A 24637-nucleotide genomic window follows, 5' to 3' on the forward strand; every position below is an offset into this window, starting at 1 on the left:
ACTCGGCGGATATGCTCGCGCATAGAACACCCATCAAAACAAAACGGCTCCGTACCGAAGTACGGAGCCGTCGGAAAAAGCAGTTGCAGTTGCTTACTTTACCACGTTGAGCTGCTTGACGAGGCGGACACCGTTCGATTCGAACGTGACCGTGTAAATACCCGTCGAGAGTTTCGATGCGTCGAAGCTCAACTCATGCTCGCCGGCTTCGAAGGTGCCGTTGGCAATGGTGCCGACTTCGCGACCAAGCTGGTCACGAACCGACATCGTTGCATGACCCGATTCGGCCATGACGAACGTGATCTTCGTCGCTGCCGAGAACGGATTCGGGTAATTCGAGATGGAATACCCGAACGCTTCGCTGCGAGCGACGCCCGAAAGGTCCTTGTAGATCGTAAACGGTCCGAACGTTGCAGAACCGGAGTTCTGGAGATCGCCCTGAACACGGATCATAGCTTCTGTCGTCGGATAGTCCGGAATTGGATTCCAATTGAATGAGCTATTGTCACCCGTTACCTGAGCAATCGGCGTTGTCATCCAGGTTACGCCATTATCAGTTGAGAGAGAGATCGTGATCGTATTGCCTACCGGACCACCATCGGTTGTCCACGAGATCGTGCTATGGTCACCAACTGCGATCGAATCCGGATTGCCATACATGCGTGTGGCAGTTACCGTCTTGATCTTTCCAGGCTGTACACCTTGGGCTTTCACGGTGAACTGTCCGCTGATATCCGACACACCGTTGTCGTCGGAGAACTTCACAAAGCAGGCAGTCGACGTCGAAGCAACATTCCAAGAGAATCCTGCAATGGTAGTCGCAGTTGCACTGCTGAGAGTCTTGAGCGGTGTCCATGTCTGCATGCTATCCGACGAGAAGTACAGCGTCTTCTTTGTGGTGAGATTACCACCCGTGAAGGTCACGCTGTCTGCATTACCAGAGGTAAACACATCACCAGCTGCAGGATGTGTGATATGAACGATGCCCGGAGTTTTGAACGGCTCGCTATTAGACTTGACGCTGCCATTTGCAACATCCGTCGCGCGAAGGATAACCGTCTGACCATATGCGCTGGTCGGAATATCCCAATTGTACGGTGAGTTGGTGGTGTTCGCCGTCACAAGATTCCATGTTGTCCCGTTGTCACCGCTCCACTCGATTTTTGCGCTGTTCGATGTGTTGCCGCCATGTGCCCAAATGATCTGGGTCGGTTTGGAAGCAGACGTCGTCGAGTTTGCATTCGGAAGCACGATCCAGATCTTATCCGGTGCGGAAGTCGGCAAGGTTGCAATGTAGCCAGTTTGAGCGGCGTTCATCACGTTGTTGTTTTCGGCCTTATATTTCTTTCCGTTGTAAATAACATCGACCAGATTAATCCCGTCAAACGCCGTCTTGACACGAAGTTGGTTCGCGTTCCAGTTCATATAGTCAACCGTGAACTCATAATGTACACGCAACGGAAGCGTGGCATTCGGATCCTGGGTGCCGAGCGTTACCGCATCACCACGAACACTGCCTCCGACCGCACGGGCTACGTTGTAGTGAACAAACGGCGAGATCGGGTTCGGCAACCCATGAAAGTTGTTGTAGTTATGCTGATCATAGATCAGGCCGTCTTCCGTGAGGACGGCAAGAGTACGATAGTACTCAGTATCCTCGGTCGGCATCTTCGACATATCGTACGGGGTAATGTCGAGATCAAAGCTGCAAATGTGGGTACTCGGGTCGTACGCAGCGTTGACGATGCGGCAGTCAACGAGTGGCGTCTGTTTGCAGACGTTCTTCATCGCCGTATACATCGGGTCGCTGGTGCTCCAATCGTTGACGTCAGACCCGCCAGAACGCATGAATCCAACGTTGGGGAATCCCTGAACACCGAAGTAACCTTCGACAGTATCTTCGACGTTAGGGATCGTCATTTCGTCAGCGTTGTGCCAACAGATCTCGACAACATTATTCGGCATGTACTCTTGAAGCGAATCCATGAAGAATGCGCCACGTGGACAATATCCGCACCACGTACCGGTGAATTCCTCGATGATCCCACTACGCTTGTATGTGGTCTGAGCCGAAGACATCGAGGAGATGAAGGAAACGAGTGCAAGCGCTGCAAGGACCAAGCCAAGCGAACGCCTGTACGAGATGATGTTCTTCATAAGTTATGATTATGATCGATAGTGAAAAAAACTGGACGTCGAGCGCCACCCCGAAACTACACAAAACAACTGAATATGGAACACCCTCCAAAGAAGATGGTTGCAGGAAAAAACGGGCTGAAAACGGGGTTATTTCATCGTCGCTAACAGAGCAGTGCGGGCGGCGTTTGCAGTTTGTTCCAGGTCGGTGTCGGTGTGCACCATACTAATAAACATGGCCTCGAACTGCGATGGGGCAAGGTAAACGCCACTATCCAGCATCGAGTGGAAATAGCGGCCATAGGCGCCAGTGTCCGATGTTATGGCATCGTCGAAGTTCGCCACAGCTTTATCAGTGAAAAACAGGCAGAGCATTGAACCGACCCTGTTCTGCGTCGTCGCAAGTCCAGCAGCCGTAGCATGAGAGGCAAGTTCGCCTGAGAGCCATGCGGCTTTTTCCTCAAGGTCTGGATACGGGTTCGTGTTCTTCAGAACGTTCAACGTTGCGATCCCCGCTGCCATCGCTAACGGATTGCCAGAAAGCGTACCGGCTTGATATACAGGTCCGGATGGGGAGATCATGGACATGATGTCGCGTTTCCCGCCATATGCACCTACCGGAAGTCCGCCACCGACAATTTTACCAAGTGTCGTGAGGTCAGGACTGATCCCATACACTTCCTGTGCACCGCCGAGCGCGACGCGGAACCCGCTCATAACCTCGTCGAAAATGAGAATGATCTTTTTTTCCGTGCAATACGCTCGAAGCTGTTGCAAGAACTCCTTCGTTGCCGGGACGACACCCATATTCCCGCCGACGGGCTCAATAATGACCGCGGCGACGGCATCTGCATTTGCTTCGACAAGCGACTTCACGCTCTCGATGTCGTTATACCGAGCATTGAGCGTGTCCTCGGCGGTGCCGTGCGTGACACCTGGTGAATCGGGAACACCCAGTGTCAGTGCGCCAGAACCGGCCCTGATTAAAAACGAATCGGCGTGGCCGTGATAACATCCCTCGAATTTGATGAACTTCGAACGCCCGGTATATGCCCGTGCCAGACGAATGGCCGACATTGTCGCCTCAGTACCCGAATTGACCATGCGCACCATTTCAAGCGATGGCATGACTGAGCAAATCAACTCAGCGAGTTCTACTTCAAGCTCGGTCGGAGCGCCAAAACTTGTCGCTTTGTGTAATTGCGACGCTAATACCTCAGTAACAGCAGGATGACCATGGCCAAGAATAAAGGGACCCCACGAGCCGACGTAGTCGATGTATTTATTGCCGTCAGCATCCCAAAGGTATGCTCCCTGTGCACGCTCCATGAAGAGCGGGGTCCCTCCGACAGAGCGAAATGCGCGTACCGGGGAGTTAACTCCGCCAGGAATCGTACGTTTTGCGCGCTCGAAGAGAGCGGCAGACTTGTGTGAATTCATTTAGAGACGTGTTGCTGCTTCGAGTGCGAAATAGGTAAGGATAATCGTAGCTCCGGCACGTTTGATCGAGGTCAATGTCTCGAGCATCATGCGATCTCCGTCGAGCCAGCCATTCTCGGCGGCTGCTTTGATCATCGAGTATTCTCCGCTGACCTGGTATGCAGCGATCGGAACGTCGAACTCGTCTTTCGCTCGTTGAATAATATCCAGATAGCTCATCGCCGGTTTTACCATTAGGATATCGGCACCTTCGTGGAGGTCACGCTCCATGACACGGACAGCCTCGTCGCTATTGGCCGGATCCATCTGATGTGAACGTCGATCGCCGAAGCTGGGGATGCTGCCTGCTGCATCACGAAACGGTCCGTAGAATCCCGAGGCATATTTGGCCGAATAACTCATGATTGGCGTATTGACAAAGCCAGCATCGTCGAGAGCCGAACGGATCGCACCGATGCGGCCATCCATCATGTCACTCGGGGCAATAAGATCTGCGCCTGCCTCTGCATACACCACCGCTTCACGCGTGAGAAGGTCGACGGTTTCGTCATTCAGAATTTCGAACTCGTGCGAATGCGTTTCGTGCACAATGCCACAGTGGCCATGAGAGGTGTACTCACACAGACATACATCGGCACTGACCATGAGATCGGGGACACGTGTCTTGATCGCACGGATCGCCTGTGGGACGATTCCATCGGGTGAATAGCCGGAAGAGCCTCTGTCATCTTTATCGGTCGTTACCCCAAAGAGAATCACGCCACCGAGACCGGCCTTTGCTGCTTCGTCGCAGAGCGAGAGCAACGAATTTATGCCGTGCTGATACACACCGGGCATCGATGCGATCTCATTGCGCGCATCGGGATGCTCGTCAGTCACGAAGATCGGAAGAATGAGATTGCGGGGTTCGAGAGAGGTCTCGCGCACCAGTCGGCGCAGACGTTCGCTCGAACGGGTCCGGCGAGTGCGGGATGAGGCGGCGATCTCGGGTATCGTGAGGCTGCTCATAATTATCGTTGATTGAGTGTCGGGGGTGAGAACAACGAACGGGGCAGTGAGAGTTTGCACCAATCGAAGAAGATACCGGCACCTATGATTGAGCTCCGCCTTGTACAACGGCGGAGGAAGTCTGCGGTGAGGGGCGTTTATCCCAGAAGACGAGTTTGCCAGCTTTCAGTGTCGGAAACAGTTTGACATCCCGAAGCGTCTTCACGCCAAGTTCTGCTTCAAGCATCAACTGCAGCCAGGCCATCAGTACCGCCATGATGATAAAACCGTCGGCGTATAGCAGACCCAGAAAACACGCAACGTGGTAGATAACGAGCACCTGTATGCCCAACTGAGAGAAATATTGTGTTTCCTCGTTATACACCGCAACTCGGCGTTGGATCAGAAGTGTCTTCCAATTGCGCATCAGGAACCACCAGAATGCGAACGTACCGGGTATTCCTGTACGTAACGGCCAGTATAGATACGTATCATGGCAACCATACAACGTATAGACAGCAATCAACGGCATCCGATAATACTGCTTCCAAAATGTCCCGACCGGAACGCCAAGAATTGGATTATGATAAATATTGAGAAGGATATTCGGTAGCTCCATCAAGCGGATGTAAGCCGAACCTTCATCTTTGGGGTTCATGACACCACCGACCAATCGGGTGAGGAAACCAATCGGATCGGTCAAGAGGATAAAGACGAACATACCCAGCACCATCGTTACCAGCAACCAGAAGTGCTTCATCCGACGGTCTCGGGGCAAGGTCAAGAACATTGCGAGCAATCCGGCGAGTGAGGCCAGAAGAAACGTGCGGCGGTAGCTGACGATCAGCGCGAAGAGCAAGAGCGGAAGCGACGCGATCATCGTCCAGCGTAACCACTTGAGGGCTGTCCCTTTGTAATGGAGCATCAGGACAACGGAGACAATACCAACCGCCAGCAAAAAACCGTCGCGCCACTCCTGTAGTACACCCCAGTTTTTGATCGGGCTCGATGAAAAGAAGTAGATCAATGAGCCGTCAAGCGCCTTGGCGGCACAGGCAAGGATCAGGATTGTCGGTAATACTCGCCATTCACCCGGCTCGCGAAACAGATTCAGCACGATAAAATATGCGACGGGCAGCATGATCGCTTCATGCGCTTCGACAACCGGTTTGAAGTGCTGAAGCATGTAGGCACCTCGTGTATACGAGAGCACGAGACTAAAGGTCATGAGTAATAGCGGCCCCCAAAAGTACGACCGCTTCATTTCATAGTAGCCTACCATCACGCGCTCGATCGCAAGAACGGCAAGGCAAAGAAATAGCCATACTTCAAACCCGTTGAAGGGTGCGGGACTGCCAATGTGTTCGATAATCTGGATCGGCGAGCCCGGGACCATATTATCTTGCCAGAGCAGGAGCCACAGAAGTATATACTTCAGCGAACGGATCGACCACACCGCCTGGTCGTGGTCGGAGACCACTTGGTACGATGGGGATGAACACACAAGCTGAAAATTTCTCACGGAATCGTGGTTATCGCGAGCGATAACAGGTGCTCGGAAAGCGGCGTTCGTCAAAAATCATTGACCGATGACAGTTGTGGCAATCGATTTTGCTGTCGTGATACAGGATCCAATGGAGATCCCGCCGCGATAGTTACCTCCAAAATGCAGGCCCGGAAATTGGTGTTCATAGGCATCGAGTGCCTCGATCGTACGCCAATGACCGAGGTTATATTGTGGAATGGAATGTTCCCACGTGTGCGAGTGGACGAAGGCTGCAACCGTGGGTGTGCCGAGGTAGGCGGCAAGCGTCTTGATCGCTCGTGTTTCTATCTCTTCTTTCGATAAGTTGCAGATATCGGGCCGGCGGGCTCCACCCATCAGGACTGTCACCATCGACTTGCCCATTGGTGCACGGTTCGGGAAGAGGGCAGAGGTATAAATGCAGCCGAGAATATCCGAATTCTCCGATGGCGCCACGAGGAAGCCAAAGCCATCAAGTGGACGAGGAATTGAAGTCGTTTTGAACCCAAGATAGACAATGCTGATCGGCGGGCGATACACAAGCGGCAGAGCGTCGGCGATGACGCCCCGAAGCAAGTTCGTTGTCTGTTCGAGCGGGGTAGTCAGGATAAGATTCTTTGCTTCGATGAGTTCTCCATTCGAGAGTTCGACTAACCACACGGCCTCTCTCTGTTGTATCGAGGAAATCGATATCCCTAACCGTATCTGCGAACGAAGTGTGGAATGCAACGCTGATGGCAGTTGCGAAAGCCCTTCATCGAACGAAAACATACGCGGGAGATTCGGTCGTTGCTTTTTCTTCGCCTTCATCATGCCCCGTAGGAGTGAGCCATGTGTACGTTCGTATTCATAGAACTTCGGGAAAGCGCTTCGGACCGAGAGCTGTTCAGCATCACCTGCGTAAATGCCGCTCATGAGTGGTTTAATTAGCATCTCGACGGCCTCCGTCCCTGCACGACGACGAAAGAACGAGGCGACACTCTCATCTTCGACAGCATGGGCTGCATGAAAGGGTTCAGCAAGGAGATATCGCTTTGCTTTGCCACTCAGGAGCTTCGTAGAAAGCAGATCGATTGGTGATCTGGGGACCTGAACGAGTCTGCCACCCGTCGCGATGTAATTCTTCGTCCGAGTGATCACCGGTGGTCTGACGGCCTCGCGCAGACCGACGCCGTCAATTATCTCCTGTAATTCTACCGAATCCCCACGTAAGGAATTCGGACCATGTTCAAGCGTATAGCCGTCAAGATGTTCGGTCCGGATGAGACCGCCTACCTCTGATGATCGTTCGAGAATAACGAACTTCTTACCGGCGATTGCGAGATAGTAGCCGGTTGCAAGTCCGCTGATTCCCGCGCCAATAACGATCGCATCAAGCATCGCAATACGTGTGTCAGATCGAGGCGTTCATCGAAAGCAACTGCCATGCGCCGGATTCCGACGAGAATTTCATCGTTACATGTAGCAATTGCGGGCTCGTTTGGAATGTACATTCGACGAGCAAAATTCTCGGTTGGTTTGGTAGGTCACTCGAAATATATGGGGTCACAATGGCTTTGGAACTTAGTGCGGCGGAGATATTGATACTGTTCTCGATGAACTTCGAGAAGCCTTTCATCAGATTATCCGTAGAACTAAGACGTTGTCCTGTCGGAGACATCTTCGAGTAGAACTCTGAGAAATCTTTGGCCTTGATCGAGCGATCGAGCAGGGTTAGCCATTGGGCGACAAGACCGCGTACGACTGCATCGGGTGGAAATTGTTGGGAGATATTTCCGGCAAGGCCGAAGCCAGGCAGGCGCTCCATGCCGTTGACTTTCCACTCGCCGTTGACCTGCGAAAGGTGCAATTTGACCGGCACGACCACGCTGTCTTTTCGCGTAATGGCCCCCTCGACATAACCGGAAGAGTCCATTTGCATGTGCCCATACCAACGAAGCGAGCGGTAATCTGCAAGTCCCAGAGTTTGGATAAACGCCTTAAATTGATCTTTATTCGTGACCTTTTGTAAGGTCGGCGACGTGATCGTATAGGCGTCATCAAGTTTTCCGTCGTGGATCGTCGTCAAAAACTGTGACGAGGTCACCTCCATCGGATCGTTGCGCGAACAGCTCGACAGAGTGAGTGCCGCCAGGGCGACAAAGACGAGAAGGATGCGATGATTCATTGGGTATTGATATACTATGATGGGTACAAATTTACGCCCGAACCGCAGCCACCATGATAATTTACAGGTAACAGTGATTCTGAGAAAATTTTCATTTACGGTTCTGTAACTTCCCAAATCATGCTCGTATAGTATGCTTAGTTTCATAGGGACAAACTCCCAACCATAAAGACACAACACAACTCAAAGGAGCTCCGGGCACTTCTCTCTCACCGCCGGGGCTTTTTTATTGGTACGAAGTCCTTCGCATTGGTTAACCGTGTCAGGCAATCGAACAGAGAAGTCTTGCTCGCGCGTTGTAACTTTTTCCTGTGGCATCGGTTATATAATTATGAAGCGGTTTATAACCTAACCTGACACTCAGCCGACACATACAGCGTCGACTCCTCCTGTTCTCGGTGATTTTCACCGGGCTTGTACTCTCTTCATCTGTATTTGCATCGTGGCAGAAGGTATTTACCTTCAAGTATGGCCGCACTGGTACCTGCGGTTTTTTCTTCAACGAGTTTGTCGGCTTCGTTGGCACATCAGCTGACGCTGGGGGCATCCTAAAGACCACTGATGGCGGCAGGTCCTGGAGCGTCTGCACACTCCCGCCCAATTATGTGGACAATGTGACGCAGATCCAGATGACGGACGAGTACAACGGCTGGGCATCTGTGGAAGATCAATCGAATGTACGAACCGGCATATTACGGACTACTGACGGAGGGCTGACCTGGACGGCGGCTGGGCCGAAAGGGGATTACTCATGTATTTACGCTACGCCATCAGCGGTTGTAGCCGTGAGTCGTGGTAATTACGGTACGGGAGAGATCTCGACGAATCTTGGCGCGTCGTGGACAGTCGACAACACGATGAAGTTTATGAATGGTATCGACTTCGTTGACGATATGCATGGTGTCGCTACAGGCTTCTATGCCACTTCATGGAAGCGAACGGTCGATGGCGGACGCACCTGGACGGCGATCAATCCGCCGCAGCAAACCGAGTCATGGGGTGTCTACGCAGTCAAGGGAACGAGCTACTTTCTTGCATGCCCGGAAAAGGATCAGACGATCGTGTCTAATCAAACGATCGGTTCGGTCATGATATCGTCCGATTATGGAAATACCTGGAGTATCGTATATCCAAATCTTGTCGGTTCGACAGGGGCTGTTATCGGGGTGAACGGGGCAATCTACATCCAGGCATACAATAATAAATCTGTCAACCCTACAGCGACCGGTCTCTTTCGCTCCACTGACATGGGCAAGACATGGGTGAATGTCGGAGGTCCAAGCAGTCAGAAGGATACCCGTTTTGTGGCTACCGGTTGTAATGGCGGGGTTGTCTATGCATTTGACCAGCAGGGGAATATCTGGAAGACACGCGACGGTGGGGACGGAGCCATCACGGAACCGCCGTTTGATCTGATCTTCGATGCAAATTCGATCTCGATGTCTGGGCCGATCTGTTCAACGACGTTTGCGACCGTACGACTCCGAAATCCATATTGTGAAGATGACTCGCTCGTCTCGGTTACACTTATTGATTCCAGCTCACCGTTGTTTTCGAGCGGTGCGCTCTCGCTCGTATCGCAAATGAATCTTCCGCTTATCTTGCGTCAGAATGAGCAGGATTCACTTGTATTCCGATGGGATCCATCCAAACTCTTTCATCGCGATACAAATATTATTACGAAGGTTCGTTTGCACTACTACTCAAAGATCCTTCAGCGTTTTCTCGATACTATCGTAACCATCACTGCTCATGCGATTGGGCAAGGTCCTCTGGCTTCGTTGGAGCCGACAAGTATGAACTTCGGTCCGGTTCATTTCTGTACACCATACGATAGCTTGTTCACAATCAAGAACAATAGTTGCGATACACTCTATATAACCGGCTACACGGCGCTACAGACGGGAGGGTATCTCCTTACGAACGCGGCAGGTGATCCACTTGTGTTTCCGCTGGCCCTTATCCAAGGGGATTCGGTAATATTCCGTGTTCGTCTCTCACTCGATGTTGCGGGGTCATACTCGAATCGACTGACGTTTCATTTGCTTCATCAAGGAATTGGTACCGATTCTTCGATCTCATTTTCGGCATCAATGTCGTCAGCTGGTTCATTTGCCCTCAGTGATTCGCTATACGTGGAGGACGTATCGACCTGTTCAGAACTCGACACATTTGTTTTAGTTCATAATTATGGATGTAAGCCGTTAGTGATTAGCTCCGTGAGCCTTCAGAATCAGGTTGCATTTTCTATTGTCGGGACCCCAGGGTTTACATCCCCGATACCGCCAGATAGCACAGGAAAGATCTTTATCAAATTCAAACCGCCAATAGCAACGATCTACACTGATCGACTCTCGATCAATATCGAATCTCTCGGAGAAGGCAGCGTTCTGACAATCCCACTTCAGGGTGCCGGAGTTACACAGCCGGCAATGTTGCTTGCCTCGCTGCCGATCGATACATTGTTCGCTCTGCGGTTGACACGCTGCGACAGTCCGAAACAGTTTCTGATACATATCGGAAATCCTGGATGTCAGACGCTTTCCATACTTTCGATTACCCAATCATCGACGACGAATCCCAATGTGACCGTCTCTCACGGTGCTGTGCCAACGACGTTCACCAGTGCCAGAGCAGGGGTTGATATACGTGTTGTGGCAGATCCGAAGGTGGTACGGTCCGATAGCGGCACGATCACTATTCGGTTTCAATTGCAAGGCGAACTTGCTCGCGATACAGTAGTGCGTTACTATCTTACGGTTGGATACGGAAGCCGCACACTTACCGTTGCGCCGGATACGCTCGATCTCGGGACGATGAAGTTCTGTGACACACGCGATACGACTATATTCATTCGGAGCGAAGGATGTGATACTGTAGAATTGCTTTTCACGCAAGTTACGGGGAATGGAAATCTTACGTTGGAGCAACCGCCAGGCACGATGATGCCGGCAGGTACGATATATCCACTTCACTTGCATTTTGAGCCAACGATGGCAGGGCCGATCACTGGAGCGATAACCATTTCGGCCCACTCTGATCCGGATTCGGTCCAGCAAATCCCGATCATCGCGAACGTGATCCCAACGGATACTCTGACCTTCGATTTCTCAGCAAGTAAGGATTCTATTCGAGCAGGGGATACGATCACATTCGTCATGGTGCCGAAACAGGATGTTCATTTCAAAGCGTTACAAAATATCTCTTTCGTACTGCATTATAATGGCGATTTATTGACGTTCATCCCGAAGTACTCAAATGTTCTCGTTTCGAACGCCGCATTTTCTGCAGACCCGCCCGGTGGCACGCCAAAACACACTACTACTCACATATCCCTGCAAGGGGTTCCATTTCTAGATTTTACAGCAGGACAACCTGCGATCAAGCTCACATTTGTAGCCGCACTTACCGACTCGATCTCGTCGACGATGTATCTGTCCGATATCAAGCTCAATAACGACGATCAGATATATGCGAAGTGCGAACTCGGAGTCGTGTCGGTGGTACTCGAATACTCGCTTGCCCTCGGCTGCGGTGACCCGTCATTGATTCGGTACATGCAGCTCGGCAATGCTGAAACACTCCTGCTCGGGAATGTGCAACCCGATCCTATTAGTGCCGCAACCGCGTTTCGCACCTCGCTGCCATTTACGACACACCTTGCCGGAGATGTAGTATGCGAGTTGTTTGATGCACTCGGTCATAGTATCCTATCTACTACGCAGAAAGACCTTCAAACTGGGAAGCACGTGTTCTCACTCGATCTGTCCTCCGTCCCGACAGGGACGTACACATATATTGTCCGCCACACGGCTAACAACGCCTCGGTCGCGGGTAGACTAACGGTTGTTCGGTAGTTTGCAGCGACCAGACAAATCGAAACTCGCCCGAACCTGCTTTTCTTTCTCATTGTTTACGTGGTGCTCCGCACATCTGCGGGGAAAATGAATTAGCAAGAGATACGAATATGTCAAGCGAAGCCGAAGTAGTACAAACCAAGACAGGCACGAACGGGCACACAACCCCGGAATCGATCGGACAACGACCGAAGGTGCCGCTGACCGTTCTCGATGAAGTCACGATTCGATTTGCTGGCGACTCCGGCGACGGTATGCAGCTTACGGGGACACAGTTTACGAATACTACTGCTCTGCTTGGCAATGATCTCTCGACGCTTCCTGACTATCCCGCCGAGATCCGCGCCCCAATCGGTACGCTCTATGGTGTCTCAGGATTTCAGATCCACTTTAGCTCCAAAGATATTCACACGCCGGGAGACAATCCGGATGTGCTCGTTGCAATGAATCCGGCGGCACTGAAAGTCAATCTGCGCGACCTGAAAAAGGGTGGTGCGATCATTCTGAATGAAGACGCATTTGACGAAAAGAACCTGAAGCTTGCCAAGTACGACTCGAATCCGTTGCTTGACGATTCTCTCAAAGGGTACACGGTCTATAAGTTTCCGTTAACCAAGATCACAATCGATGCGGTGCGTGATTTGAAACTTGGCACCAAAGAAGCTGGCCGCTCGAAGAACATGGTGGCCCTCGGCTTGGTGTACTGGCTCTACAACCGTCCGATGGACCCGACCCTTCAGTGGCTCAAGGAGAAGTTCGGCAAAAACGAGCTGATCTATGAAGCAAACGTTCGTGCACTCAAGGCCGGCTACTATCTCGGCGAAACGGCTGAGCTGTTTCATGCACGCTACGAGGTCAAGCCGGCGAAGTTCACACCAGGTGTGTACCGCAATGTGATGGGGAACGAGGCAACAGCGCTCGGTTTTGTTGCTGCTTCGGTCAAGTCGGGACTCGATTTGTTCCTCGGTTCGTACCCGATCACTCCTGCATCGGATATTTTGCACGAACTTTCGAAATATAAGAATTTCGGTGTCAAGACGTTCCAGGCTGAAGACGAAATCGCAGGTATTTGTACAGCGATCGGCGCTTCGTATGCGGGTTGTCTTGCACTTACGACAACGTCGGGGCCTGGGTTGGCACTCAAGGCTGAAGCCATCGGTCTTGCAGTAATGACCGAGCTTCCGCTCGTTATCGTTGACGTTCAACGCGGTGGCCCGTCGACCGGTCTGCCGACGAAGACGGAACAGGCTGATCTGATGCAGGCGATGTACGGTCGTAACGGCGAGTCGCCGGTTGCCGTCATTGCGGCACAGTCGCCGGCCGATTGCTTTAATACGGCCATCGAAGCCTCGCGCATTGCGCTGAAATATATGCTTCCGGTTATCATGTTGACCGACGGTTATATTGCCAACGGCGCAGAGCCGTGGCTGTTGCCGGATGTCGATGCAATCCCGGCGATCGAGAACAAGCGCGTCTCCAAGAAGGGCGATGGCGACTTTATGCCGTATGAACGCGATGCGGACAATGCTCGTCCGTGGGCCATACCCGGGATCGAAGGTCTCGAGCACCGCATCGGCGGACTCGAAAAACAGCACCGCACGGGGAATGTCAACTACGAGCCGGCAAATCACGACTTTATGGTCCGTTTGCGCCAGCAAAAGGTCGATGGTATCGTAAAGGATATTCCACCGACTGAAGTTAACGGACCGAAGAAGGGGAAAGTGTTATTGCTCGGATGGGGCGGTACGTATGGTGCTATCACGACTGCAGCAGAGCAGTTGCATAGTAAAGGTGTTGCTTCTGCTCACCTGCGCTGGCTAAACCCGCTCCCGCCGGATCTGGGTGATATCCTGAAGAACTACGAGAAAATCGTTATTCCTGAATTGAATCTCGGACAGCTCCGCCGTGTGATTCGCGATCGTTTCTTGGTGGATGCGATCGGAATCAATAAGGTACAGGGACTTCCGTTTACTCCGCCGGAAATCATTTCTCAAGTAGAGAAGCTCCTTTAATCGAGCCGGATAACTTCCAAGTAGAAAGAAGTTTATAGAACGCTGTTTACAGCATCTATAAACTTCTTTTTAGTTTGCTGGCCGATCATTTCGATCGCAATGTGTCCCGTCCGGTCGATTATATATGTGGTAGGGAGTGCGTCGCGAACACCGTAGTTGAAATAGGTATATGCTTTCGGATCGATGACAATTTGGTACCGAAGCTTATAATAATCTACGAAATCCTTCACTTTGGACCAGATATTATCTCCTTGGTCAACGGAAATGCCAATGACATGTACACTATCGGCTAGCATGTCTTCCGATGCCGACTCGAGATCAGGAGTCTCGTACAAGCAAAAGGTACACCACGTTGCCCAGAAATTGAGAACGACGACTTGACCGCGAAGTTCGGAAAGCGAATGAAATCTGCCAAGGGAATCACGCCAGGAAAAATCGGATGCTAGTCGCAGTTTCGTGCTGTCGGTATAGACCTTGTCTCCGTGCCCGTAGAGCGTAGAGATGTTGTTGTAATACTGCGAATCGATATTTGTATTTGGTTGAGCACTCTCTGTAACCGAGGGGGCGCAACCTACGCTCCAGCTCAGGAGCGCAAGGATTGCCAGCGACGCGAAGTGGGTGTACCTCATCTATCTGAACAACGCCCGGCCATGGAGAAAGTTACACCGTTGCGCCATCTTGACAGAAGGGGCGCGAAAATTCCGTAATTTTGTATCAGTTAGATCTACGAACCAGGAATGAACGTCACTTTTCGCATTCAGCGCTACAACCCGGAAGTTGACAAAGAGCCGTATTTCAAGGATTATACCCTTGAGAACCTCTCGGGGACGTATCGCGTACTCGATGCGCTGCACGATATCAAGTGGAAATTCGACGGGACGCTGACGTTCCGTCGTTCGTGTGCCCATGGCATGTGCGGTTCCGACGGTATTCGCATCAATGGCAAGAACACACTCGCATGTTCGCTGTTGCTGCAAGATATCAAAGGCATCGGGTCCTCAAAGCCGGTCGTCATTGAGCCGCTTCCATATCTGCCGATCGTCAAGGATCTTGTTGTAGATATGAAGGACTTCTACGCAAAGTACGAGCTTGTGAAGCCGTATCTCATTGCGAAGGATGCCCCGCCGGAACATGAGAGACTCCAATCCGAAGAGGATGCCGAACTACTCATGGAATCCACGAAGTGCATCATGTGCTCCTGTTGCACGACGAGCTGTCCGTCGTTATGGTCGAACGAGAACTACCTCGGGCCGGCCGCCTTCCTTAAGTCGTTCCGTTTCGCCTTCGATACCCGTGATACGAATCCGGAAGAGCATCTGGCTGCCGTCGATTCTGCCGATGGTATCTGGCGCTGCCACACAATCTTTAATTGCGTGGAAGCTTGTCCGAAAGAGATTAATATCACGTGGCATATTTCCCAATTGAAAAAACGCTTAGTTGCCGACGAGCTCTGATGAGTTGTGAGATCTACTAGCGACGGTGGGTGAGCACAATGGTTCACCCACCGTTTTTTGTCTATGGCAACCTTTTTCATTGGTAGTCGTAGGAAATGTCTGATGAGATATGGCTTGATTATCCTTGTTCTTGTGCTCTCTTGCGGGAGCATTTGGGCCCAGACCCGAACGGTGAACCGTTCGTCGTCCGTGTTTCGCATCGCTCGACTGAAATATGAAGGCGGGAGCGACTGGTACAACGGACAGACGGAAGAGCCGAATTTGTTGCGCTTCGTCGCCCAGCACACAAATATTCAGACCGATCCGGAATATCTCTGGGTGGATATTGCAAGCGACGATATTTTCTCATATCCGTTTCTGTTTATGACCGGCCACGGGAATGTTGAATTTACTGAATCCGAGGCGAAGCGGCTTCGCGCGTATCTCGATGCCGGCGGATTCCTCTATATCGACGATGACTATGGTCTCGACAAAGCACTCAGACGAGAGATGGTGAAGGTATATCCCGACCAGGAATTCAAAGAACTTCCATTTTCTCACGAGCTATTCCATTGTCATTTCGATTTTCCGAACGGCACCCCTAAGATCCATGAGCATGATGGAAAGGCGCCTCAGGCATTCGGCCTCTTTAGTGGTGGTAGGATGACTGTTCTTTATACGTATGAGTCCAATCCGAGCGACGGATGGGACGATCCGGATGTACACAACGACCCGCCCGACAAGCGCGAAGAAGCGTTGAAGTTCGGTACGAATATTGTAGTGTACGCATTGACGCATTAAACCGTATTTTCGCACCATGAAGATTGCACTCATCGGGTATGGGAAGATGGGCCACGAAGTCGAATCGGCCGCGATCTTGCGTTCCCACGAGATTGTCGCGAAGTTCGATGTCGATTCTCCGCTGTCTGTCGAGTCGATGCAGCAATCCGGCGCAGTCGTTGCGATTGACTTCACCCAGCCCGATACCGTGTTGGGAAATATGCGGATCGCCGCTCGGGCCGGTGTGCCTATCGTGATCGGGACTACCGGCTGGGAGAAGCAGATGGATGCGGTCGCTTCCGAGACGAAGGCATCGGGTATCGCCTGCGTATTCGCGTCGAATTTTTCCATTGGAGTGAATCTGTTCTTGCGCATCGTAGCCGAAGCGTCGAGGTTGCTTGATAAAGCCGACTACGACGTGTATATTAACGAGGCGCACCACAATGCGAAGAAGGATTTCCCGAGTGGGACAGCCTTGCGACTTGCCGATGCTGTATTGTCCGGTATGAAATCTAAGACGCACTTCTCGTCCGAGCTTGAACAAGGTACCGCCCCTCAGCGCGATGCCCTCTATATCAGTTCGATCCGTGCAGGTGCTATTACCGGGACGCATACCGTCGGGTACGATTCCGCGGTTGACCAGATAGAGCTGACCCATCGTGCCAAGTCCCGTGCAGGTTTTGCGCTCGGAGCCGTTCGTGCTGCCGAGTGGATTGTCGGAAGGCAGGGGATGTACCGCTTCGAAGAACACATTAACGAGATCCTTGGAATCTCGGAGGACTGATTATGATCGATACCAAACTCATTCGCGGTACGGGTACCGCCATCGTTACACCATTCACTGCATCTGGTGAAATCGATTATGACGCCACCAAGACGCTCCTTGATTATCAGATCGATGGCGGTGTCGAAATGATCGTCCCGCTCGGATCGACCGGGGAGAACCCAACGATCACCGCAGCGGAACGAACCCGGTTTCTTGCTTTTGTGACAGAGTATGTCAATAGCAGGGCAGTTGTCATTGCAGGTACAGGAACGAACGACACGCGTTCGTCCGTCGCCAACACGCGCGAGGCGTTAGAACTTGGCGCAGACGCCGTGCTTGCGGTGACGCCCTACTATAACAAACCTACTCCGGACGGCCTGTTCGCTCATTTCAGTGCAATCGCCGAGGTTGGGCTTCCAGTAGTGCTCTATAATGTCCCTGGCAGAACAGGTTTGAACATGTCGGCCGAGACGACCTTACGCTGTGCCGAGATCGAGAATGTGGTCGCAGTGAAGGAAGCAAGCGCGAACATGGAGCAGTGTATGGAAATCATTCGTAATTCTCCCAAGGGTTTCCGGTTGCTTTCAGGTGAGGATAATCTAACCGTACCGCTGATCTCTGTTGGTGGACGCGGGGTCATTAGCGTAACTTCCAATGTTGTCCCGAGTGAGTTCTCACGGATGGTTCGCTTTGCGCTCGACGGCCAATTTGCAGAGGCAAAAGCGATTCATTATGAATTACTAGACCTGATGAAAGTAATGTTTGTCGAATCGAACCCCGGACCGGTAAAGGCCGCTCTATCGATGATGAGATTGATAGGGGAACATTACCGCTTGCCGCTTGTGGCAATGCGAGCAGAGAGCAGAAAACGCGTTCTTGAAGTTCTCATGCAACTCGAGAGCGTGGTGGTGGAAGAATTTCAGTAAGCGAAAAAAGAAAGGGGCTGAGCAGCCCCTTTCTTTTTTGCATGTAGGTAATTAGCGTAATTACTTCACAAGATGCTCGAATAGTGCTTCGTCAAGTGGCCCGAATGTGACGTTGCGACGGCCGGTCACTTTCTTCGCGACTTCAATCGCTTTATCGACGCGATACGGCTCGATCCCCTGAGCACCACCCCAACTGAAGTTCGGCATCCATTTCGGTTGAAATCCGTAGCCGAATACATTGCAGCTTACCCCGATGGCGGTTCCGGTATTGAGGAGTGTTCCGATAGCCGTCTTGGAGTGATCACCCATGAACGTCCCGACGAAGAGTGCTTTCGATTCCACTGTCTCATTCTCGATCGTCACTCGCACATTCGAGTAGTCGTTTTTCAGGTCGCTCGTCGTCGTGCCGGCGCCGAGGTTGCACCACTCGCCGATAAAGCTGTGGCCGACGTAGCCATCATGCTGCTTATTGGCATAGCCCTGGAAGATTGATGTCTCAACCTCGCCGCCAATTTTACAAACGGGTCCGATCGTCGTGCCTTCGTGGATGCGAGCGTTGGCGCGGATCACCGAGCCGCTGCGGATGACAGCCGGTCCCATAATGACCGCACCTGACTCGATCGTAACTCCTTTTTCGATGAAGATATGGCCGCCGGTAGCATCCAGAGCTGCGCGCGGAGCGACGTAACAGCCCTCTTCAAAATGGATCTGCTTCTCTTCGCGCAGACCGACCTTCGGAAATATGCGAGCCTGCTTGTGGATCTTGCGGTCGCCTTTAGCAAGGATGCGGCGAATGTCTGCCTGCATAACCACACCGTTCGAGTTGACCATATTCCACAACGAGGTAAACAACTTCGCTTTCGGAAGGGCCTTGAACGGCAGACCAAGGGATTTTGCCGTGCACGGATCGCCATTTGTAACTGCGGCGACCACGGAAGCCGGCACTTCTGCATTCATCAGAACCGCGAGTACATCATCCTGATTGTCCTCGACGTGGAAGACCGTGTTCGGTTCGGTGCGGAATTGTTCGAACAGGTGGTCCGTGAGCATCAACCGTCCGTTGATGAAGAGCGTATCAAGCGTCGGATCGATGGTGTTCACGGCGATATTCGGGTAGCGAGCCGCGACGACATCCTTCAGATACGCACGGGTGTGCAGCACGATGCGGATCTCAGGTCCGACCATCGTCTGCAGACGTTCAAGAGCGGTGAAGAAGCCGACACGAAGTTCTGCGATCGCTCTTGTATAGCTCAGGGGCTTGAAGAGCAAACCCTGGGCATTGAGGTCTTCGAAGAGTACGATCTGTGAGACAGGATGTAGAGACATTGACGATCTGATTATATAAAAAAAGTCCTGACCCGAAGGTGCAGGACTTTAAACAAATGCGAAACGAAGCGCTGACGTTAGGCCGCAGCCTTTGCCTGCTTTTTCTCGGCCAACGCTTTTCCGAACTTCTTCTGGAAGCGTTCGACACGGCCGGCAGTATCGACGAATTTCTGCTTGCCGGTAAAGAATGGATGGCAATTATAGCAGATTTCGACGCGTAATACGTTCTCGTTCGAGGTCGAACGGGTGGTAAACTCGTTGCCGCAACCGGCGCAGTGCACCTTTACGGGATGGTAGTTCGGGTGAATTCCAGCTTTCATGAGTAATTATTCCTTCTAAGCGACGATCTTTGCCGTCTGGTTTGTTCTAAGCCTATCATAAACGAAGAGGGTAAGCATGCGGTTCCTCTTATGGTTTTATGAGAAATTTGCCTCTTTCCATGATCTGTAGGTCGTCGATCCAGATATCGAATGCCCGGCCGACCACGTCAATGTGGGTCCCCGAGTACCAGGTAGCGCCGGTATGCTCGCAGTAGGGGTAGCCGAAGGCGATATGGCAGCCTGGGATCTTCTCGTCTTGCAGAATGAGACCTCGGACGTCGGCAACTCCAATATTCGTCCCGATCGCGAATTCGCCAACGCGGTCGGAATTCTCGTCGCGATGGGTGTATTCGAGAAATTCTTCGAGCAATTCCTGATTCGCGCATTCGCACTTCGTAATTCGGGAATCCGTGACGTGGATCGTCAGCGGTGTGGCCTTCAGATCGCCGTACTTCGCGCACAGGTAGTCGCCGACAACGCCATCGACAACATACACGCCATCCACCCGCGCCGGGCAGGTCAGTACCTCGCCCCCGGGGAGGTTACCCCATTTCTCACGGGAGATGATGCCGCTTGTCTTCAACCATTTTAAGTCGGGCGAGAATGTCGCCTCGATATGTGTGCCGGCAGGGGACTTCGCAACGATCTTCTTTGCCTGCTTCGCTAATTCCCAGACCCGGATGCTGATCGCGTCCACGGCCTTGAAATCGGCCTGCATTCCTTCGCACATGATCTCATGATTGATATTGACCATGTGCGCGTGACGCGGCTTGATGCGATTGACAACGCTCATCATTTCTTTTCGCGTCTGCAACTCGTTCTCCTGCCCCTGCATGCAATAGATCGAAACGTCGGCATTCTCGAGGTCTTCGAGTATCTCGGCAGGCATGTGCTGGAGGGGACGCTCTGCGTAGTCTTCGACAACAAAACTGTGGACGTTCGCACCGACCTTCACCAACTCATCGAATAGACTAGCTGCGATCTCTTTCGTCGCAATGTCGGTGATGAGCGTAGCCCGCTCCCCGGGCTGGACTCTCAGACAAGTACGGATGGCATTCTCAGCGGCATGAGTGTATGCAGGATCGTAGGAAATACCTGAAAGCGGGGTGATTGTGTTAATAGTATTGCCCATTACAGAAACGATAGAGTTTAGGAATAATAGTAGAATAATACGGGTAAAATAACGTGGTATCGTAACCCGTCAGGGCTCAACTTAGCTCCCGCGCCAGACCGACGAACGCATCGTATATGGTCAGCAGATCGCGTCGGCCAATCTTTCGCAATGCCGCTCGATGCGAAGCGATCGTCTCCGTGTCTCCGCGAGCGATTGGGCCGGTGAGGGCTGCGAATGCTGGCTTGTGAAGTGCATTTGCCAGAGCAGTCTGCATCAGTGGTGCAAGGGCGGCCTTGAATCGTTTGGGAGCCTGGTCCAGATCGAGGGAGATAGACTCGACCGCCGCAACAAGCAGGGTAACGAAATTCGCCGCAAAGACCGTTGAAGTGTGGTAGAGTGGAAGCTGTCTTTCGACCAGCTCGATCACATCCTTGCCGCCAATAGCTTTCGAGAATGGAAGGGCAAAATCACGTGCCTTCTTGTCCGTAGATTGGAGCCCGAATGTGATGCCGTTGAATGCGCGGGCACTCGGCTTCGCAAATGTCTGGATGGGATGAAGCATGGCGCGCGCAACTCCGAGGTGCGAGGGGAGCACGCTAGCTGGCAGCGACCCCGCACAATGGATCGCGATCGTCGTATTGACGCCACAGGCCGCGATTGCTCGGGCTGCAGTGTCTCGGACGAAGCGATCCGCACAGACGACAAACACGACGTCGGGGCCGCCATTCTTACCGAGACGTGCGAATGATGCCGTCCTCGCGGGAACATTGGCGAAAAGGGTATAACGGCCATGGCAAGACTGGATAGCAGCGCTCAGAGATCTTCCGAGTTTTCCCTTGCCGATAACGGCAATGGAAACAGGGCGGGGCAATCTTCGTAAATTTGTATTCTTCAATTCGGATTTCTATCTAACAATTCTAAATCTTACCTCAATGGCAATCAAAGTCGGTATCAATGGGTTCGGCCGAATCGGCCGTTCGGTGTTTCGTCGTGCAATGGAAGTCGGCGGCATTGATTTCGTCGCGGTCAACGATTTGACCAATGCAAAGACACTTGCACACCTTCTTAAATACGATTCCACACAAGGAAGGTTCAATGGCGAAGTCACCGTTGACGGAAACGACCTGATCGTCAATGGCGACCGACTCAAGATCACCGCAGAGCGTGATCCAGCGAATTTGAAGTGGGGCGAGATGGGCGCTGATATTGTTATCGAGTCGACCGGCATCTTCGCAACCCGCGAAGGCTGCACCAAGCACCTCAACGGCGGAGCAAAGAAAGTGATCCTCACTGTCCCGCCGAAAGATCCGGTCGATGCAATGGTTGTTCTCGGGGTCAACGACGGGATCCTGACCGCCGACCACAAGATCGTTTCAAACGCCTCGTGCACGACGAACTGCCTCGCGCCGATGGTTAAAGTGCTCAACGATGCGTTTGGCGTCGAGCACGGCTTGATGACTACCGTGCACTCGTATACGAACGACCAGAACATTCTCGACCTTCCGCACAGCGATCTTCGCCGTGCCCGCGCTGCAGCGCTGAACATCATCCCGACCTCGACCGGAGCCGCTCGTGCGATTGGCGGGATCATTCCTGAATTGAAGGGTAAGCTCGACGGCACCTCGCTTCGAGTGCCGACTCCGACCGGATCAATCACCGATCTCGTTGCGATCCTCAAGAAGAGTGTCACAAAGGAAGAGGTCAATGCTGCGTTCAAAGCAGCTTCGGAGAAGGGCTCGCTCAAAAACATTCTCTCCTATACTGAGGACCCGATCGTTTCGACCGACATCGTTGGCGATACACATTCATGTATCTTCGACTCGCTCGAGACCATGGTGATGGCAGGGAACATGGTGAAGATCCTCGGCTGGTACGATAACGAGTGGGGCTATAGCTGCCGCGTCGTCGATCTGCTGGGGAAAATGGCGAAGCTGTAATTGATTCTCTAATTCTAAATAGCCATCCCGTCCGTAGGACGGGATGGCTCTCGTTCTTATGAGCTACAAGATCATCGACGATATCAACGTTCAAGGCAAGCGTGTATTCCTGCGTGTCGATTTCAACGTGCCTCTGACGAAGGTTGCTCCGTACACAATCACTGACGACACCCGAATCGTCGCGGCACTGCCGACAATCGAATCACTGCGCAAGCGAGGTGCTCGCGTGATCGTTGCAAGCCACCTCGGCAGACCAAAGGGTACCCCCTCCGAGGCATTCTCGATGGTTTGGGTTCGTGAACGACTTTCCGAACTTCTTGGAACAACGGTACAGTTCGCGAAGGATTGTGTCGGCGACGAGGCGATGCGACTTGCGAATGAACTCAATGATGGAGAAGTACTTCTGTTAGAAAACCTGCGCTTTCATGCAGAAGAAGAACAGAACGATTCGGAGTTTTCAAAACGACTCGCTTCTCTTGCGGAGATCTATGTCAATGATGCATTCGGGGCCGCACACCGAGCCCATGCTTCCACAGAGGGCATCACGCATTATTTGCCGATCAAAGCCGCCGGGTATTTAATGTACAGTGAGTTGAATTACCTCGGCGGAGTTATGTCCAATCCACGGCGACCATTTGTGGCCATCATCGGCGGAGCGAAGATCAGCGGAAAGATCGATGTCGTGAATAGCTTACTCACCAAAGCAGACGCGGTGCTTATCGGTGGTGGGATGATGTATACGTTCTACAAGGCACTCGAGCTCAACATTGGCAAATCACTCTGCGAGGACGACAAAGTGCAGCTCGCACGCGAACTGATGGAGGATGCAGTCGAGACTGGAAAGCGTCTCGTGCTACCAAGCGACACGGTCATTGCGGACGCGTTCGATAACGGGGCAAACCGGCAGACCGTTGCTTCGAACGATATTCCCGATGGTTGGATCGGGATGGATATCGGTCCCGATTCCGTCGAGTCGTTCAGCGAGTTCATCCGAAACGCCAACACGATCGTTTGGAACGGTCCGATGGGCGTCTTTGAAATGCCAAACTTTGCTGCGGGCACACTTTCGATCGCAAAGGCGATGGCGGAGGCGACCGATCGTGGTGCTACGACAATCGTTGGTGGAGGAGACAGCGTTGCGGCGCTTCAGATGAGCGGACTTGCAAGCAAGATGAGCCATGTCTCCACAGGTGGAGGGGCAAGCCTGGAGTTTCTGGAAGGAAAGGTGCTGCCCGGAGTGGCGGCCCTCCAAATCTAATTCGCTTGTTTTAGTGCTGCCTTTATGAGCTTCTCGACCGAATTCGCTTGATCGGGTTCGATCTTGATGACCTCTCTGATCGCTTTCTCGGCACTCTGTCGAGTGTACCCCAGTGCAATGAGCGCAGCAAGCGCCTGGGCTCGTATGCCCGAGCCAGAGCCCATGTCGATAACTTCCGGCGCGACGAATTCTTCTTTGAGGAGTTTGTCGCGCAGTTCGACGACGATACGCTCTGCCGTCTTCTTTCCGATACCTGGGATCGCAGTCAGAGTGGTCAAATCCTTCTGTACGATCGCTTCACGGATCCGGGCCGCACCCAAGGCAGAGACAATGGCGAGCCCGGTCTTCGGGCCAATGCCGCTGACCGCTAAGACCATGTCAAAGAGGTCGCGTTCGGCAGTGGTCGCGAATCCGTACAGAGTTTGTGAATCTTCGCGGACGATCAGCCGAGTAATCAGGCGATATAGCACCCCAAGTTCGGGTGCCTGTTCAACCACCGCTTGGGTACAGAGTATTTCGTAGCCGACACCTGCGGCCTCCAGGACGATCAGTCCCGCTTCCTTCGAGAGCAAAATCCCGTTAATTGATGCGATCATGTGTTGCGAAACTACGAACGCCAAGACGCAATACGAATTAATTGTCCAACTTCGGGA

At 52.4% G+C, this 24637-nt stretch carries 20 protein-coding genes; 8 read left to right on the forward strand and 12 right to left on the reverse strand.

The genetic code is table 11. The features are described 5' to 3' along the window. Positions 1-93: 93 nt before the first annotated feature. From JSS75_04760 to JSS75_04785, 6 genes are all read right to left on the reverse strand, one after another. Complete coding sequence (locus JSS75_04760) at positions 94-2157, reverse strand: T9SS type A sorting domain-containing protein (protein ID MBS1902994.1); 2064 nt, start codon at positions 2155-2157, stop codon at positions 94-96. Between the two features lie 129 nt (positions 2158-2286). Next, positions 2287-3576, reverse strand: coding sequence for a glutamate-1-semialdehyde 2,1-aminomutase (gene hemL, locus JSS75_04765; GenBank protein ID MBS1902995.1), 1290 nt, complete (start codon positions 3574-3576; stop codon positions 2287-2289). After that, entirely contained in the window at positions 3577-4584 is a 1008-nt protein-coding gene (gene hemB, locus JSS75_04770) for a porphobilinogen synthase (protein ID MBS1902996.1), read from the reverse strand. A gap of 82 nt (positions 4585-4666) precedes the next feature. Continuing rightward, positions 4667-6085 (reverse strand): O-antigen ligase family protein, encoded by a 1419-nt coding sequence (locus JSS75_04775; protein ID MBS1902997.1) that lies wholly within the window; start codon positions 6083-6085, stop codon positions 4667-4669. A 57-nt stretch (positions 6086-6142) separates the two neighbouring features. Continuing rightward, positions 6143-7468, reverse strand: a complete 1326-nt coding sequence (gene hemG / locus JSS75_04780; GenBank protein MBS1902998.1) for a protoporphyrinogen oxidase — start codon at positions 7466-7468, stop codon at positions 6143-6145. A 13-nt stretch (positions 7469-7481) separates the two neighbouring features. Then, positions 7482-8255 (reverse strand): hypothetical protein, encoded by a 774-nt coding sequence (locus JSS75_04785; protein ID MBS1902999.1) that lies wholly within the window; start codon positions 8253-8255, stop codon positions 7482-7484. A 398-nt stretch (positions 8256-8653) separates the two neighbouring features. On the opposite strand from JSS75_04785, the gene JSS75_04790 reads away from it, so the two are divergent. Both JSS75_04790 and JSS75_04795 read left to right on the forward strand, forming a co-directional pair. Continuing rightward, positions 8654-12112, forward strand: a complete 3459-nt coding sequence (locus JSS75_04790) for a hypothetical protein (GenBank protein ID MBS1903000.1) — start codon at positions 8654-8656, stop codon at positions 12110-12112. 110 nt (positions 12113-12222) lie between these two features. Further along, positions 12223-14124 carry a 2-oxoacid:acceptor oxidoreductase subunit alpha gene (locus JSS75_04795; GenBank protein MBS1903001.1) on the forward strand — a complete coding sequence of 634 codons (1902 nt, stop codon included), beginning with the start codon at positions 12223-12225 and terminating at the stop codon, positions 14122-14124. Positions 14125-14156: 32 nt separating this feature from the next. Here the strand turns inward: JSS75_04795 and JSS75_04800 are convergent, their stop codons facing one another. Next, positions 14157-14753, reverse strand: a complete 597-nt coding sequence (locus JSS75_04800) for a TlpA family protein disulfide reductase (GenBank protein MBS1903002.1) — start codon at positions 14751-14753, stop codon at positions 14157-14159. 108 nt (positions 14754-14861) lie between these two features. Between JSS75_04800 and JSS75_04805 the strand changes: the two genes are divergently transcribed. The 4 genes from JSS75_04805 to JSS75_04820 all read left to right on the forward strand — a co-directional run bounded on the left by JSS75_04805 (position 14862) and on the right by JSS75_04820 (position 18029). Then, positions 14862-15578 carry a succinate dehydrogenase iron-sulfur subunit gene (locus tag JSS75_04805; protein MBS1903003.1) on the forward strand — a complete coding sequence of 239 codons (717 nt, stop codon included), beginning with the start codon at positions 14862-14864 and terminating at the stop codon, positions 15576-15578. 102 nt (positions 15579-15680) lie between these two features. Beyond that, positions 15681-16358 carry a DUF4159 domain-containing protein gene (locus JSS75_04810; protein MBS1903004.1) on the forward strand — a complete coding sequence of 226 codons (678 nt, stop codon included), beginning with the start codon at positions 15681-15683 and terminating at the stop codon, positions 16356-16358. Positions 16359-16374: 16 nt separating this feature from the next. Continuing rightward, on the forward strand, positions 16375-17121 hold the full coding sequence (dapB, locus tag JSS75_04815) for a 4-hydroxy-tetrahydrodipicolinate reductase (protein MBS1903005.1): 747 nt from the start codon (positions 16375-16377) through the stop codon (positions 17119-17121). 2 nt (positions 17122-17123) lie between these two features. Continuing rightward, positions 17124-18029 carry a 4-hydroxy-tetrahydrodipicolinate synthase gene (locus JSS75_04820; protein ID MBS1903006.1) on the forward strand — a complete coding sequence of 302 codons (906 nt, stop codon included), beginning with the start codon at positions 17124-17126 and terminating at the stop codon, positions 18027-18029. 60 nt (positions 18030-18089) lie between these two features. On the opposite strand, the gene JSS75_04825 is transcribed toward JSS75_04820, so the two are convergent. The 4 genes from JSS75_04825 to JSS75_04840 form a co-directional block, all read right to left on the reverse strand. After that, entirely contained in the window at positions 18090-19355 is a 1266-nt protein-coding gene (locus tag JSS75_04825) for a hypothetical protein (protein MBS1903007.1), read from the reverse strand. 77 nt (positions 19356-19432) lie between these two features. Further along, entirely contained in the window at positions 19433-19675 is a 243-nt protein-coding gene (gene rpmE, locus JSS75_04830; protein MBS1903008.1) for a 50S ribosomal protein L31, read from the reverse strand. An 88-nt stretch (positions 19676-19763) separates the two neighbouring features. Further along, the gene (locus JSS75_04835; protein MBS1903009.1) at positions 19764-20807 is read right to left on the reverse strand and encodes an aminopeptidase; all 1044 of its coding nucleotides are present in this window, start codon (positions 20805-20807) and stop codon (positions 19764-19766) included. 76 nt (positions 20808-20883) lie between these two features. Next, positions 20884-21660, reverse strand: a complete 777-nt coding sequence (locus tag JSS75_04840) for a DUF2520 domain-containing protein (GenBank protein MBS1903010.1) — start codon at positions 21658-21660, stop codon at positions 20884-20886. Positions 21661-21721: 61 nt separating this feature from the next. Between JSS75_04840 and gap the strand changes: the two genes are divergently transcribed. Beyond that, complete coding sequence (gap, locus tag JSS75_04845; GenBank protein MBS1903011.1) at positions 21722-22726, forward strand: type I glyceraldehyde-3-phosphate dehydrogenase; 1005 nt, start codon at positions 21722-21724, stop codon at positions 22724-22726. Between the two features lie 58 nt (positions 22727-22784). Further along, a complete protein-coding gene (locus JSS75_04850; protein ID MBS1903012.1) occupies positions 22785-23984 on the forward strand; it encodes a phosphoglycerate kinase in 1200 nt (399 codons plus the stop codon). Here JSS75_04850 and ruvA read toward each other — a convergent pair. Next, positions 23981-24580 (reverse strand): Holliday junction branch migration protein RuvA, encoded by a 600-nt coding sequence (ruvA, locus tag JSS75_04855; protein MBS1903013.1) that lies wholly within the window; start codon positions 24578-24580, stop codon positions 23981-23983. The genes JSS75_04850 and ruvA overlap by 4 nt on opposite strands. Positions 24581-24637: the final 57 nt, after the last annotated feature.

The sequence above is a fragment of the Bacteroidota bacterium genome, from assembly GCA_018266755.1.
Lineage (GTDB): Bacteria > Bacteroidota > Ignavibacteria > Palsa-1295 > Palsa-1295 > JAFDZW01.

Bases quoted from the DNA above. Each gene is read 5' to 3' on its own strand.
- JSS75_04760 (MBS1902994.1), bottom strand. From the start codon at position 2,157: ATGAAGAACATCATCTCGTACAGGCGTTCGCTTGGCTTGGTCCTTGCA.
- hemL (MBS1902995.1), bottom strand. From the start codon at position 3,576: ATGAATTCACACAAGTCTGCCGCTCTCTTCGAGCGCGCAAAACGTACG.
- hemB (MBS1902996.1), bottom strand. From the start codon at position 4,584: ATGAGCAGCCTCACGATACCCGAGATCGCCGCCTCATCCCGCACTCGC.
- hemG (MBS1902998.1), bottom strand. From the start codon at position 7,468: ATGCTTGATGCGATCGTTATTGGCGCGGGAATCAGCGGACTTGCAACC.
- JSS75_04785 (MBS1902999.1), bottom strand. From the start codon at position 8,255: ATGAATCATCGCATCCTTCTCGTCTTTGTCGCCCTGGCGGCACTCACT.
- JSS75_04795 (MBS1903001.1), top strand. From the start codon at position 12,223: ATGTCAAGCGAAGCCGAAGTAGTACAAACCAAGACAGGCACGAACGGG.
- JSS75_04800 (MBS1903002.1), bottom strand. From the start codon at position 14,753: ATGAGGTACACCCACTTCGCGTCGCTGGCAATCCTTGCGCTCCTGAGC.
- JSS75_04805 (MBS1903003.1), top strand. From the start codon at position 14,862: ATGAACGTCACTTTTCGCATTCAGCGCTACAACCCGGAAGTTGACAAA.
- JSS75_04810 (MBS1903004.1), top strand. From the start codon at position 15,681: ATGAGATATGGCTTGATTATCCTTGTTCTTGTGCTCTCTTGCGGGAGC.
- dapB (MBS1903005.1), top strand. From the start codon at position 16,375: ATGAAGATTGCACTCATCGGGTATGGGAAGATGGGCCACGAAGTCGAA.
- JSS75_04820 (MBS1903006.1), top strand. From the start codon at position 17,124: ATGATCGATACCAAACTCATTCGCGGTACGGGTACCGCCATCGTTACA.
- JSS75_04825 (MBS1903007.1), bottom strand. From the start codon at position 19,355: ATGTCTCTACATCCTGTCTCACAGATCGTACTCTTCGAAGACCTCAAT.
- rpmE (MBS1903008.1), bottom strand. From the start codon at position 19,675: ATGAAAGCTGGAATTCACCCGAACTACCATCCCGTAAAGGTGCACTGC.
- JSS75_04835 (MBS1903009.1), bottom strand. From the start codon at position 20,807: ATGGGCAATACTATTAACACAATCACCCCGCTTTCAGGTATTTCCTAC.
- gap (MBS1903011.1), top strand. From the start codon at position 21,722: ATGGCAATCAAAGTCGGTATCAATGGGTTCGGCCGAATCGGCCGTTCG.
- JSS75_04850 (MBS1903012.1), top strand. From the start codon at position 22,785: ATGAGCTACAAGATCATCGACGATATCAACGTTCAAGGCAAGCGTGTA.
- ruvA (MBS1903013.1), bottom strand. From the start codon at position 24,580: ATGATCGCATCAATTAACGGGATTTTGCTCTCGAAGGAAGCGGGACTG.